The organism is Kitasatospora sp. NPDC056327 (assembly GCF_042261735.1).
In the GTDB taxonomy this organism is placed as follows: Bacteria; Actinomycetota; Actinomycetes; order Streptomycetales; family Streptomycetaceae; genus Kitasatospora.
In genome coordinates this window covers 1-12,844 of sequence record NZ_JBHJRC010000240.1, presented here as the reverse complement: position 1 = coordinate 12,844, position 12,844 = coordinate 1, and the positions used below count along the sequence as shown (strand labels likewise).

The following is a 12,844-nucleotide window of genomic DNA, read 5'->3' as shown; positions in this document are numbered from 1 at the left end:
CGGACCGCACGTGCGGTCCGCGTACCACCGACGTCATGACGACCGACCAGAGAGCCACCAGGAGACCGCTGTGCGCACACTCTTCACCGGCCCGGCCGCACCGAGCCACCTGTTCCCGATGGTGCCGACCGCCCAGGCCCTGCGGGCCGCCGGGCACGAGGTCCTCTTCGTCGTACCGCGGCCGACCGAGCAGCTCCGCCAGGCCGGCTTCTCGATCGTCGAGATCGGCGACGGGCGGCCGCTGATGGAGTCCTTCGAGGAGGTCCTCGGCTCCGGGATGCGCTACGCCCAGCCGGACCGGAGCCAGGAGGAGATCATCGAGCTGGGCGCCGCCGCCTTCGCGCACGCCTCGCGCTCCACCGTGGACGACCTGCTGGCGGTGGCCGACGGCTGGGACGCCGACCTGATCGTGCACGACTCCTGCCTGGCCTCCGCCCAGCTGGCCGCCGCCAAACTGGGCATTCCCGCGGCGCTGCAGAACTACGGCCTCAGCTCCGGCCTCGACATGGCGTCCAGGCTGGCGGCCAACTTCGCCGACGTCTACGAGAAGCACGGCGTGGCCGGTCCCGCCGAGACCACCCCGCTGAACATCGTGCCCGCCTCGCTCGGCGGGGATCCGGGCGGCGTGCGGATGCGCTACCTCCCGTACAACGGCGGCGGCGTGGTCCCCGCCGCGCTGCTGCACCGCGGCCCCCGGCCCCGGGTCGCCGTCACCCTGGGCACCGTGATCGCCGGGACGGACGGGCTGGACATGATCGCCCGGCTCGTCGAGTCCGCCGGCGGGACCGACGCCGAGTTCCTGCTCGCCGTCGGCGACGCCGACCTCGACCACCTGGGCCGGCTGCCGGCCAACGTCCACCCCCTGCCGTGGGTGCCGCTCGCGGAACTGCTCCGGGTCTGCGACGCGGTCGTCCACCACGGCGGCTCCGGCAGCACGCTCACCGGACTGCAGGCCGGCCTGCCCCAGCTGCTGCTGCCCCAGGGCGCGGACAACTTCTCGGTCGCCGAGGCCCTGGTCGCGACGGGCGCGGCGCTGAGCTCCACCGCCGAGGCCGTCGACACCGAACTGCTCACCCGCCTGGTGACCGACCCCGCGCTGCGCGAGGGCGCCACCCGGCTGCGGGCCGAGAACGACGCCCTGCCGACCCCGGCCGCCGTCGTCCCCGAGATCGAGGCCCTCGCCACCGGCCGCCGCTGACCGCCCGGCCGGCGCGCGGAACCGCGCGCCGGCCACCACTCGCACCGGCGGGCGAAATTCGCTCCCGCGTTCCCCCGCCCGGCTCTAGGGTGCTCCCAAGACGACTTGGGAGAAGAACCCGTGAGCCGAACATTTCGCGTCGACCTGCGCGGAATCGTCGATCTGCTGAGCCACCACCTCTACACCAGCCCCCAGGTGTACGTCCGCGAACTCCTCCAGAACGCGGTCGACGCCATCACCGCCGTCCCCCACGAGGACGGATCGGCGCGGAGAACCCCCCGGATCGCCCTCACCTCCGGCGAGGCGACCGGCGACGGTTCGCTGACGATCAGTGACAACGGCGTCGGGCTCGGCGAGGCCCAGGTGCACGAACTGCTCGCGACCATCGGGCGCAGCTCGAAGCGCGACGACCTGGGCTTCGCCCGGCACGAGTTCATGGGCCAGTTCGGCATCGGACTGCTCTCCTGCTTCATGGTCTCCGACGCGATCGAGGTGACCACCCGCCGCGAGGGCGAACCGACCGTGCTGTGGCGCGGACGCTCCGACGGCAGCTACGCGGTCGAGCCCGCCCCCGCCGACCGGCAGCGCCCCGAGCCGGGCACCACCGTCACGCTCCGCCCGCGACCGGGCTGCGAGCACCTGCTGACCCGCCGCGCCGTCACCGGGCTGGTCGCCCACTTCGGCGCCCGGCTGCCGCACCCGGTCACCGTGGACGGCGAGCCGGTCACCGGCGGGCCGGCCCCGTGGGACCGCCCCGAGGGCGAGAACGCCGCCGAGCGCCGCGCCCGCCTGGAGGCCTACTGCGAGGAGGTGTTCGGCTTCGCGCCGTTCGACGTGGTCGACGTCGCGGCCGCGGAGGCTGGCCTGCGCGGCGTCGCCTTCGTCCTGCCGATGCCCGCCAACCCGGCGGTCCCGGCGGCGCACCGCGTCTACCTCAAGCGGATGCTGCTCTCCGAGGGCGCCGAGCGCCTGCTGCCCGAGTGGGCGTTCTTCGTGCGCTGCGTGGTGGACACCGCGGAGCTGCGGCCCACCGCCAGCCGGGAGGCGCTGTACGAGGACTCGCTGCTGGAGGCGACCCGGGAGGCACTGGGCGACCGGTTGCGCGGCTGGCTGGTCCGGCTGAGCAGGCAGGAACCGGCCAGGCTGCGAGCGTTCCTCCGGGTGCACCACCTCGGCGTCAAGGCACTGGCCCTGCACGACGACGAGATGCTCGGGCTGGTCACCGAGTTCTGGCCGATGGAGACCAACGTCGGCCCGCTGACCCTCGCCGAGTTCACCGGCCGCTACGGGCTGCTGCGCTACACCCCGCTGCTCGACGAGTTCCGTCAGCTCGCCCCGGTCGCCGCCGCCCAGGGCCTCGCGGTGGTCAACGCCGGGTACGTCTACGACGCCGAGCTGATCGACCGGCTCGCCTCCGCCGACCGCGGCCTGGAGGTCGAGCAGCTGCGCGCCGCGGACCTCACCACCCACCTGGACCGGCTGGAGCCGGCCCAGGAGCGGGCGCTCGCGCCCTTCCTGGCCGCCGCCGACCCGGTGCTGGCCCGGCTCGGCTGCGACCTGCTGGTCCGCTCCTTCGAGCCGGCCGGCCTGCCCGCCCTCTACCTGCTCGACGAGGACACCGCCTTCCAGCTGGACGTGCGCGGTGCCCGCGAACAGGCCGACGACACCTGGGCGGCGATCCTCGGGGCCTTCCAGACCGAGACCGAGCCCCGGCCCCGCCTGGTCCTCAACCACCGCAACCCGCTCGCCCGGCAGGTCCTCTCGCTGGCCGACCCGGAGCTGCGGGCGACCTGTCTGGAGGGCCTCTACGTCCAGGCCCTGCTGCTCGGCCACCACCCGCTGCGCCCGGCCGACACCGCGGCCCTGAACCAGTCCTTCCTCGGTCTGATCGGCCGGGCCGTCGCCGGAGGCGCGCAGTGAGCCGGACCGAGCAGGAGCTGCGCGAGCTCTACCGCGGCACCCAGGGCATGCCGGGGGGCGCGGCGAAGTTCGCCGCCCTGGAGGAGGTGATCCGGCACGCGGACGCCCTCGGGCTGGTCGAGTTCGCCTTCGAGGTGCGGATGTCGGCCACCTCGGTGTTCCAGCACAGCTGGGCGCCGGCCAAGGCCTTCCTCACCTTCTCCTGGTGCCTGGCCGCCTACGACCGCGAGCCCGAGCGCTTCGGCGGCCGGTACGAGCACACCCTGCTCTGGCAGTTCAAGTGGATGGTCTCCAGCGTCCACCAGTACCCGGACATCCCGCTCCGGCGGGCCGCCGACCTGCTCGACGACATGGAGCGGCGCTACCGGCGCGGCGGTCACAGCCTGCACGCCGTCCTCCAGCACCGCGGACTGATGGCGGAGAGCGTCGGCGACCTCGCCGGCGCCCAGGACTTCTACGAGCGGATGGCGCTCACCCGCCGGGACGCCCTGTCGGACTGCGACGGCTGCGTGCCGAGCAGTCAGGTGCGCACGCTGGTCGCGCTCGGCCGCGACGAGGAGGCCGTCCGGATCGGCGAACCGGCCCGGCGCTCCGGCTGCACCGAGCAGCCGCAGTGGATCAACTCCGAGCTGCTGCTGCCGTATCTGCGGACCGGCCGGGGCCCGGAGGCCGCCGAGGCGCACCGCGTCGCCTACCGGCGGATCCGCGACAGCGCGCACCACATCGGCGAGCTGGCCTCGAACCTGCTCTTCTGCGTGCAGAGCGGGAACCCCGGGCGCGGCCTCGACCTGATCGAACGCCATCTGTCCTGGCTGGACCGGGCGCGGACGCCGCTGGCCGGGATGGAGTTCGCGGCCGCCGCCGTCGCGGTGCTGTCGGCGGTGGAGGCGACCGGCGACGGCGCGCTGCGGCTGCGCTTCCCGACCGTGGAGGGCGTGCGGCGCGCGGACACCCCGGTGAGCGCTCTCGCCGCCGGACTGCGCGAGCACGTGCTCGGCCTCGCCGACCGGTTCGACGCGCGCAACGGCAACGACCACCAGAGCACCCGGATGCGGGAGTGGATGACCGCCGGCCCGATCGGCGAGCCGGTCGCGCTCGCGGAGGGCGGCCGGGACCCGCGGGCGCGCAGCGGGGAACGGCTGCACCGGCTCGCCGACCGGGTCGCGGCGCTGACGGTGGCCGGCGATCCGGCCGGCGCCGCGCGCGCCCGGGCGGAGCTGGCCTCGAACCTGCTGGCCGACGACCGGTTCGGCGAGGCCGCGGAGGCCGCCGAGGAGGCGGTCCGCGAACTGGACCGGCACGGCCGGCCCGAGGAGGCGGCCGGCTGCCGCTGGCTGCTCGTCCGGATCCACCAGGAGGGGGACCGGCGCGGCGAGGCGGCCGAGCGCCTGCGGGAGCTGCTGGCCGGCACCGGGGACGGCGCGGCCCGGGCCGCCGGGCTGCCCTCCCGCCCCGAGCTGGAGGCCCGGCTCGGCGGCCTGATCGGGTACGGCGAGGAGTCGGCCGCCCGCTACCTCGCCGCCGCGCGCGGCTTCACGGCGGCGGGCCGGCGCACCGAGGCGCTCGGCGCGCTCGTCCAGGCACTGTGGCGCCACCCCTACGCCGACACGGTGGCCGAGACCGGTCTGCTGGGCGAGATCCTGGCGGAGGCGCGCGCCGCCCTGGACACGGCGCTCGCCGCGGAGCCGCCGGAGGCCGGGCCGGCGGACGCCACGGAGGTCGTCGCCGTGCTGCGCGGCTACGTCGACCAGGTCCGGGCGGCGGGCCGCCACCGGGAGGCCGCCGAGCGGCTGTCGACGGCCCGTGCCCTGCTGGAGTCCGGGCTGGCCGGGGCGGAGGCCGCGGGCACCGACCCCGCGCGGGCCGAGCACCTCGCCGAGGAGCTCGGCGAGGTGCTGGCCGAGCTGGCCGAGGAGCACCTGCGGCTGGGCGACCCGGCGGCCGCCGAGGTGACGGCCCGCGCCGCGCTGGGCCGGGCCGGCAACCCCGACGCCGACGAGGCCGGGCGCACCTGGGACGCGGCGCTGCTGCTGGTGCGGGTGCTGCGGGTGCGCGGCGCCACCGAGGAGGCCGCCGCGCTGATGGCCGCGCACGACCTCACCGAGGAGGAGGTGCTGGAGGCCGAGGAGTACTGAGGTCTCCCCGGCCCGCGAGGTCTCCGCGCCGGCCCCCGCCCGCCGCCGCACCGCCGGGGGAGGCCGTCACCGCCTCGCGCCCGGCGGGCGGCTCCGTGCGGGAGGTCCCCGGGCCGGCCGTCGCTCCCTGCCTGCTGCCTGCTGCCCGTTGCCCGCTCAGCGGCAGGGCAGCAGGGCGAAGGAGTAACCCCGGGCCTTCAGCGTGCGCAGGACGGCGGGCAGGGCGGCCACCGTCTGGCTGCGGTCGCCGCCGCCGTCGTGGAACAGCACGACGGAACCCGGCCGGACGGCGTCGAGCACCCGGCGTTCGATGGCGGCCCGCCCGGGGCGCGCCCAGTCCTGCGGATCGACGCTCCACAGCTGGATGCTCTTGCCCAGCCCCGCAGCGCCCGACCGCACGGCCCCGTTGACCCCGCCGTACGGCGGGCGCAGGCACGTCGGGGTGACGCCGGTCTGCGCCCGGATGCGGGCGTCCGTGGCCGTCACCTGGTACTGGAAGGCGGACTTGGAGAGCTTGCGCAGATCCGGGTGCGACCAGCTGTGGTTCTGCACGCTGTGCCCCTGGGCGGCGACCCTGCGGGTGACGTCGGGGTGGGCGGCGACGTTCTGGCCGATCTCGAAGAAGGTCGCGCGCACCCCGTACTGCGCGAGCAGCGCCAGGACCTGCGGGGTGTAGCGCGGGCTGGGGCCGTCGTCGAAGGTGAGGTGGACGACCTTGTTCCCGGCGGCCTGGGCCGGAGCGGCCGGCAGGACGACGGCGGCGGTGGCCGCGGCCACCAGGGTTCCGAGGACGAGACGGGCGGCGCGGCGCCCCCGGCGCCGGTCCGCTCCACGAGGCGAAGACACGAGTCCTCCCAACGGCCGCGGCACGGGAACGAACCCGGTGCCCGCCCCCTCCCCGGCACTGGGCCCAATCTAGCCCCCGGACCCCGCACCGTCGCGGGTGTTTCCGGCCAGCGGACGGCGTTCCGGCCCCGGCCGGCCCGGCCCCTGCCACGGCGGGTACGGTCGCGGCCGTACCGCGGCCGTACCAGGAGTGACCGGTGGGTGACCGGGTGTTCCTCCCGGTCGGCGTGCCGATGGCGGTAGCGTGGATCTCCACAGCCGGGCGAGCGGAACGGACGGGTCGTGGAAGGTCGCGAACTGCGGGGCGGGCGTGCGGCCTTCGGACGCGCGCCGCGGGCCGCCGCGACGGCCGTTCGCGTCCCGGCCCGCGGAGTCCGGCTGGTGGGCCGCCGTTGGCTCGACGGGGTCGGCTCGCCGACCGGCCTCTGTCGCCGCTGACCCCCGGCCTCCCCGGCACCACCGGGCGCGGCCGACCGGAGGCAGTCGACGACCACCACGACCCAGGAACGGTTCCCCATGCCCCAGCAGCCCGTGCTCACCCCCGACGGCGCCCCGCACGTCCTCGCGCACCCGGCCCCGGCCCCCGCCGGTCACCCCCTGGACAACCCCGTCCGCTCCGCCCTGCTCGGCCCGCACGCCCACTTCGCCGGCCGGCGGGGCGACGTCCTGCGCTACCCGGCCGACGTCTCCCCGTTCGTCGCCCTGCCCGACCGCCCCGACGAGCGTGCCTGGCGGGACCTCGCGGCGCTGCTCGGCCCCGGCGCCACCGTCGGCGCGGTCGGCTCGCCCGCCGACGTTCCGGCCGACTGGGAGCTGCTCCACGAGCTGCCCGGGGTCCAGCTGGTCGGGGACTCGGTGCGGACCGGGCCCGACGCGGAGGCCGTCCGGCTGGGCCCCGCGGACGTGCCCGAGATGCTGGCCCTGGTGGAACGGGCGAGGCCCGGTCCGTTCCTGCCCCGGACCGTCGAGCTCGGCCGCTACCTGGGCATCCGGCGCGACGGCGTGCTGGTCGCGATGGCGGGCGAGCGCCTGCGGCCGCCGGGCTGGACGGAGCTGAGCGCCGTCTGCACCGCGGAGTCGCACCGGGGGCAGGGCCTCGCCACCCGGCTGGTGCGGGCGGTCGCGGCGGGGGTCCGCGAGCGCGGCGACACGCCGTTCCTGCACACCTCGGCGGCCAACACCACGGCGATCCGGCTCTACGAGGAGCTGGGCTTCCGGCTGCGCCGCAGGGTCACCTTCCTGACCCTGCGGGTCCCGGGCGGGGAGCACACCGCGTGACGGCCCGACCGCACCGGGACGCCGCCGATCCGGCCGCCGCCGGTGCAGGCGCCGGTGGTGCCGGTGGTGTCGGTGTGGGCCGCGCCGGTGCCGCCGGTGCGGCCGCCCCCGGTTCCGCCGCCGATCCGGCCGCGGCGGTGCGCGAGGTCGTCACCCTCGCCTCCGAACTGATCGCGATCGACACCACCAACCCGGGCGACCCCGCCGCGCGCGGCACCGAAGGGAGGGCCGCCGAGTACGTGGCCGCCCGCCTCGCCGAGGCCGGCTACGCGCCGGAGTACGTCGAGACCGGCCCGGGCCGGGGCAACGTGATCGCCCGGCTGCCCGGCGCCGACCCCGCCCGGGGCGCCCTGCTGGTCCACGGCCACCTCGACGTCGTCCCCGCCGATCCGGCCGAGTGGAGCGTCCACCCGTTCTCCGGCGAGGTCCGCGACGGCTACGTGTGGGGGCGCGGCGCCGTCGACATGAAGGGCATGGTCGCGATGACCCTCGCCGTGGCCAGGAGGCTGCGCCGCGAGGGCGTGGTGCCCCGGCGCGACCTGGTTTTCGCGTTCGTCGCGGACGAGGAGAACGGTGGCTTCCAGGGCGCGCGCCGGCTGGTCGACGAACGCCCCGAACTCTTCGACGGCGTGACGGAGGCGATCGGCGAGGTCGGCGGCTTCTCCGTCACCCTCGACGGCGGCGCCCGGGCCTACCTGGTGCAGACCGCCGAGAAGGGGGTGATGTGGCTGCGGCTGCGCACCACCGGGTCGGCCGGGCACGGCTCACTGCTGCACCGGGACACCGCCATCGGCAGGCTCGCCGCGGCCGTCACCCGACTTGAGGCCCACCGGTTCCCGCTCGTGCTGACCGACCCGGTCCGCGAACTGCTCGAAGGCGTGGCCGAGTTGACAGGGGTTCCGTTCGACGAGCGGGATCCGGAGGCGGCGGTGGCCCGGCTCGGCCACCTGTCGCGGCTGATCGGCGCGAGCCTGCGCGACACCGCGAACGTCACCCTGTTCAACGCCGGCCACGCCGGCAACGTCGTGCCCTCGCAGGCCCGCGCCACCGTGGACGCACGGATCCTGCCCGGCCGGGAGGAGGCCTTCGAGGCCGAACTCGCCGCCCTGCTGGGCCCGGACGTCGAGCGGGAGTGGGACAGCCTGCCGCCCGTGCGGACCTCCTTCGACGGGGCGATCGTCGATGCGATGGCGCTGTCCGTCGGGGCCGAGGACCCGGGCGCGCGGGTGCTGCCGTACATGCTCGCGGCCGCCACCGACGCGAAGTCCTTCGACCGGCTGGGGATCCGTCACTTCGGCTTCGCCCCGCTGCGGTTGCCGCCCGGGCTGGACTTCACGGCGCTGTTCCACGGGGTGGACGAGCGGGTCCCGGTGGACGCCCTGGAGTTCGGCACCCGGGTGCTGGACCGGTTCCTGCGCTCCTGCTGATCCCGCCCCGTACCCGCGGTCCCGTTCCCGCCGCCCCCGTTCCCCACCGCCGCCCCCGTTCCCCATCGCCGCCCCCGTTCCCCACCGCCGCCACGCCGTTCCCGTCCGCGCCGCCGACCGCCGCCGGCGGTGAACGGCCGGGCGCCGGTGGAGTCATGACGGCGGTGGCAACGGGCGTCACGCGCGCCGTACCCGCCCGGTACGGCAGTTCCGGGAAGCCTATGCGGCGCCGGGACAGAGCGCTAAGCTGCGGACTTCTGAGCCAGTACCTGACAGGCCGTGTCACGGCCGGTGCCCCGGGCAGCCCCTCACCCGGATCCCACCGGTCGCGTCATGCCCGTCGCCGTTCCGGTACCGGGAACTCCGAATGGATCCGAAGGAGGGGCAGTGGAGTCGTTTTCCGCACGGGTGGTGCGAGCGTCGAGACGCCGGGCCGACCGGTTCGCCGATGCGTACCGGCGCGTGGCGTCCGCCGTACTGCGGGCCAGCGTGGGGGTGTTGTACCTCTGGTTCGGGCTGCCGAAGTTCTTCCCGGGCACCAGTCCCGCCGAGGACCTCGCCACCCGCTGCATGAGCCTGATGACCTTCGGCGCGGTGCCGCCCGACGTCTCCCGGTTCCTGCTGGCGCTGATGGAGGTCGTCATCGGGCTCGGCCTGGTCACCGGGGTGCTGCTGCGGGTGGTCCTGGCGGTGTTCTTCGTCCACATGACCGGGGTGTTCGCGACGCTGGTCCTGCTGCCGAACGACGTGTGGGCCCGTGGTGTCCCGCCGGTGCCGACGCTGGAGGGGCAGTACATCCTCAAGAACATCGTGCTGATAGCGGCCTGTCTGACCGTCGCCACCCGCGGGAGCCGGCCCGCGGCCGAGCCGGCGGACGTCCCTCCCGGTGACGGGACCGGGACCGGGACGGGGGACGACCGGGCACCCGCGGCCGTCGCCGCTGCCGCGCCCGCCGGGCCGCCGGTGCAGGTGGTCCCGGCGCCCGGCGACGGCCAGGACGCCGCCCGGCACCCCGCGCCCCCCGAACTGCGCGACCGGCTCGCCGGCTGACGGCCGGGGCTGCCGCCGGCCGACGACGACCCGCTGCCGACGACCCGCTGCGACCCCCTGCCGACGACCGACCGCCGTCCGCCGGGCTACGGCAGCAGTGGACCGAGGTCCCCCCTGAGGACGGTCTCGCCGATCAGGGGGCGGTTCCAGCGGGCGAGGATCTCGTTCGCCAGCGCCACCGTTCCGCGCAGGTCGTCGCCGTCCTTCGCGTCGATCCCGGCGGCGAGCAGACCGGCCGGGACGGCGTCGGCGGCCAGCACGGCGCGCCAGTCCGCCGGGGTCAGTTCGAGGAACTCCAGTCCCGTCAGCCCGCCGATCTCCGACGGGTCGGCCAGCGAGCCGCCGTACGCGGACAGGCTGCGCAGCCGGGGCAGCCCGAGGAGCGGCGCGAGGCCGAACGGCTCGTCGTGGCAGGCACCGAGGCCGAGCACCTCCAGTTCGGGTCGGGCGGCCGCCCCGATGCCTCCCGGGCTCCCGTGGTGGACCCGGGCCACCTGGGGCGGTGCGCCGTGGTCGCGGCCCCTCGGCCGGCTCCAGCGGGGGGCCGTCACCAGGGCGGTCAGGGAATCGGCGACCACGACGGCGCCGATGCCCTCCTCCTGGCTGAGCACGATGATCTGGCCGAGGTGGCCGCGCGGACCCGGCGTCAGGTCGACGGCGAGCCGGTCGCCGTTGCCGGTCAGGCCGAGGACGATCCAGCCCGGGGAGCCGGCCAGGTCCTGCACGGCGGCGTCGGGGTCGGTACGGGCGGCCTCCATCGCCGAGTAGGCCCAGTCGAAGTGGCGCTCCGACGTGTCGGCGACGAAGAGGTGCTCCACCGCGTTCGGTTCGAAGCCGACGGCGTGGAGCGCGCGGTCGATGCCGGCCAGGTCGTCCGTGCTGTCCTCGTGGCGCTCCCGGGTCACCCGGTAGAGCGCCTTGACCTCCTCGGGCAGGGTCAGGCCCAGCCGTACCTCGGCCGCGGTGATCTCCTCCTCGGTGGCGCCGATCGCGTCGGGGAGCCGCTCGCGCAGGATCCGTTCGAGCAGTGCCGGGTCCGCCGACGGGGCCGGCCGGGCTCCCGGCACCGGCTCCGGCAGTCGTCGCCAGGGCTCGGGCCGGGCGCCCTCGACCAGTCGCAGGGTCGCGGGGCGGTGGTAGCCGGAGCCGGCGTCGACGGCGGGTCCGTAGTCGAGGAGCCGGAGCAGTACGGACCCGTCGGCGGGGAGTTCCAGGGCGAACACGAGTCCGTCGACGTCCGCCTCGTGGAGTGCCTTCCGGAGGCGCTCCACGGCGTCGTGCTCCTCCTGGTTGTCCGATGTCTGCAGGGCCCGTCCGGGGACCCGTCGCGGCCGGGGCAGCGGCACGCTCCACGAGTGCCGCCCGATCCGCCCGACGACCTGCCCGCCCGGCGCGGCCAGGCGCTGCGCGTGGGCCGAGCGGAGCAGCCGGAGCAGCGGCTCCCAGAGGGCGAAGTCGTGGAGCGGGGACAAGACGGCCTCCAGTGGGTGAGCGGGACGCGGGCCGCGGTGCGGCCCGCGGCCGGGCCGGCGATCATGACGTCGGCCATCATGCCGCCCACCACCGACAACCCGCACCGCGCACCCGCCGGAGGCGGGGCCCGGTGCGCGCCCGCCCGCCGGAGGACGGGCGCCCGGTGTTCGTCGGCCCCGCCGACACCGGCCGCGAGCGTCACGAACGCCGTTGGCAGGCCCTCGCCGAGGCCCTCGACGCCGACCGCGCCGACCACGGCCCCGCCGGGCCCGACGGCGCGGCCGAGGTCCTGCACCGGCCGGCCGCCGCCCGCGACCGCCTCCGAACTCCCGCACGGCCGGGGCCTGCCGTACCCCGTCGCCCGTGACCCGGCTTCCGGATCCACGGGTCGTGCGCCGACGAACCCGCGTACGATCGGCGCCCATGGTTGATCTCTATCCGCCGACCGGCCCCTACGACCGCGGGTTCCTCGACACCGGAGACGGGAACCGCCTCTACTACGAGCAACTCGGAAACCCGGACGGCAAACCCGCCGTGCACCTCCACGGCGGCCCCGGGGCGGGCACCCCGGACCGGCCGACCAGGGCCTGGGACCCGGCCGCCTACCGGCTGGTCCGCTTCGACCAGCGCAACTGCGGGCGCAGCACCCCGCACGGCAGCGACCCGGCCGCGGACCTGAGCCTCAACACCACGCACCACCTCATCGCCGACATCGAGCTGCTCCGTGAACACCTCGGCATCGAGCGGTGGCTGGTCAACGGCGCCTCCTGGGGATCGGCCCTCGCCGTCGCCTACGCGCAGCGGCACCCCGAGCGGGTGAGCGAGGTGGTCGTCGCCGCCGTGACCACCGCCCGGCGCTCCGAGATCGACTGGCTCTACCGCGGCGCCGGGCGGTTCCGGCCCGAGGCCTGGGACCGGTTCCGCGACGCCGTCCCCGAGGACGAGCGCGGCGGCGACCTGCTCGCCGCCTACGCCCGGCTGATGGAGCATCCCGACCGCGCCGTCCGGGAGCGGGCCGCCACCGACTGGCTCGCCTGGGAGGACGCGGTCGTCTCCGGCGAGCCCAACGGCGTCCCCGGCATGTACAGCGCGCGTGACGGTGGTGCCCGGATCGCCTTCGTACGGATCTGCGCCCGCTACTTCAGCCGCGGCGCCTGGCTGGAGGAGGGCCAGCTCCTGCGCGACGCCCACAAACTGGCCGGCATCCCGGCGGTCCTGGTGCACGGCCGCCACGACATGGGCTGCCCGGTGCAGACGGCCTGGGAGCTGGCGGCGGCCTGGCCCGGTGCCCGGCTGGACATCATCGAGGACTCCGGCCACGCGGGCAGCGACGCGATGGGCCTCGCGCTCCGCCGGGCCGTCGAGGACTTCAAGACCCGCTGAGCGCCCCGACGGCCGCTGCGCGCCCGGGCGCGGCCGCTCGCCCTCCGGGCCGCCGGGGGAGGACGCGGTGCGCGCCCCCCGCGGGACCTACCGGCGGGGGCGCGCCCCGGCCCGTCGGGGACGCCCCGTGGTAA

The 12,844-nt window shown here is 76.2% G+C and carries 10 protein-coding genes; 8 read left to right on the top strand and 2 right to left on the bottom strand.

The genetic code is table 11. The features are described 5' to 3' along the window. Positions 1-70 precede the first annotated feature (70 nt). From ACFCX4_RS27575 to ACFCX4_RS27565, 3 genes are all read left to right on the top strand, one after another. Entirely contained in the window at positions 71-1,198 is a 1,128-nt protein-coding gene (locus ACFCX4_RS27575) for a nucleotide disphospho-sugar-binding domain-containing protein (RefSeq protein ID WP_376147800.1), read from the top strand. Positions 1,199-1,318: 120 nt separating this feature from the next. Then, on the top strand, positions 1,319-3,118 hold the full coding sequence (locus tag ACFCX4_RS27570; RefSeq protein WP_376147797.1) for an HSP90 family protein: 1,800 nt from the start codon (positions 1,319-1,321) through the stop codon (positions 3,116-3,118). Continuing rightward, complete coding sequence (locus ACFCX4_RS27565) at positions 3,115-5,253, top strand: hypothetical protein (RefSeq protein WP_376147794.1); 2,139 nt, start codon at positions 3,115-3,117, stop codon at positions 5,251-5,253. The genes ACFCX4_RS27570 and ACFCX4_RS27565 overlap by 4 nt, the downstream gene beginning before the upstream one ends. A 156-nt stretch (positions 5,254-5,409) precedes the next feature. On the opposite strand, the gene ACFCX4_RS27560 is transcribed toward ACFCX4_RS27565, so the two are convergent. Continuing rightward, on the bottom strand, positions 5,410-6,099 hold the full coding sequence (locus ACFCX4_RS27560; RefSeq protein ID WP_376147792.1) for a polysaccharide deacetylase family protein: 690 nt from the start codon (positions 6,097-6,099) through the stop codon (positions 5,410-5,412). A 516-nt stretch (positions 6,100-6,615) separates the two neighbouring features. On the opposite strand from ACFCX4_RS27560, the gene ACFCX4_RS27555 reads away from it, so the two are divergent. The 3 genes from ACFCX4_RS27555 to ACFCX4_RS27545 all read left to right on the top strand — a co-directional run bounded on the left by ACFCX4_RS27555 (position 6,616) and on the right by ACFCX4_RS27545 (position 9,854). Beyond that, positions 6,616-7,377: a GNAT family N-acetyltransferase gene (locus ACFCX4_RS27555; protein ID WP_376147789.1), complete on the top strand. Its 762-nt coding sequence runs from the start codon at positions 6,616-6,618 to the stop codon at positions 7,375-7,377. Between the two features lie 74 nt (positions 7,378-7,451). Further along, a complete protein-coding gene (locus tag ACFCX4_RS27550) occupies positions 7,452-8,804 on the top strand; it encodes a M20/M25/M40 family metallo-hydrolase (RefSeq protein ID WP_376147803.1) in 1,353 nt (450 codons plus the stop codon). Between the two features lie 333 nt (positions 8,805-9,137). Continuing rightward, positions 9,138-9,854 (top strand): DoxX family protein, encoded by a 717-nt coding sequence (locus ACFCX4_RS27545; RefSeq protein ID WP_376147786.1) that lies wholly within the window; start codon positions 9,138-9,140, stop codon positions 9,852-9,854. Between the two features lie 86 nt (positions 9,855-9,940). Here the strand turns inward: ACFCX4_RS27545 and ACFCX4_RS27540 are convergent, their stop codons facing one another. Further along, positions 9,941-11,326: an SMI1/KNR4 family protein gene (locus tag ACFCX4_RS27540; RefSeq protein ID WP_376147783.1), complete on the bottom strand. Its 1,386-nt coding sequence runs from the start codon at positions 11,324-11,326 to the stop codon at positions 9,941-9,943. A 131-nt stretch (positions 11,327-11,457) separates the two neighbouring features. Here ACFCX4_RS27540 and ACFCX4_RS27535 point away from each other — a divergent pair, with 131 nt between their 5' ends. Together ACFCX4_RS27535 and pip are read left to right on the top strand one after the other, a co-directional pair. Then, positions 11,458-11,694, top strand: a complete 237-nt coding sequence (locus ACFCX4_RS27535) for a hypothetical protein (protein WP_376147780.1) — start codon at positions 11,458-11,460, stop codon at positions 11,692-11,694. A gap of 56 nt (positions 11,695-11,750) precedes the next feature. Beyond that, entirely contained in the window at positions 11,751-12,710 is a 960-nt protein-coding gene (pip, locus tag ACFCX4_RS27530; RefSeq protein WP_376147777.1) for a prolyl aminopeptidase, read from the top strand. Positions 12,711-12,844: the final 134 nt, after the last annotated feature.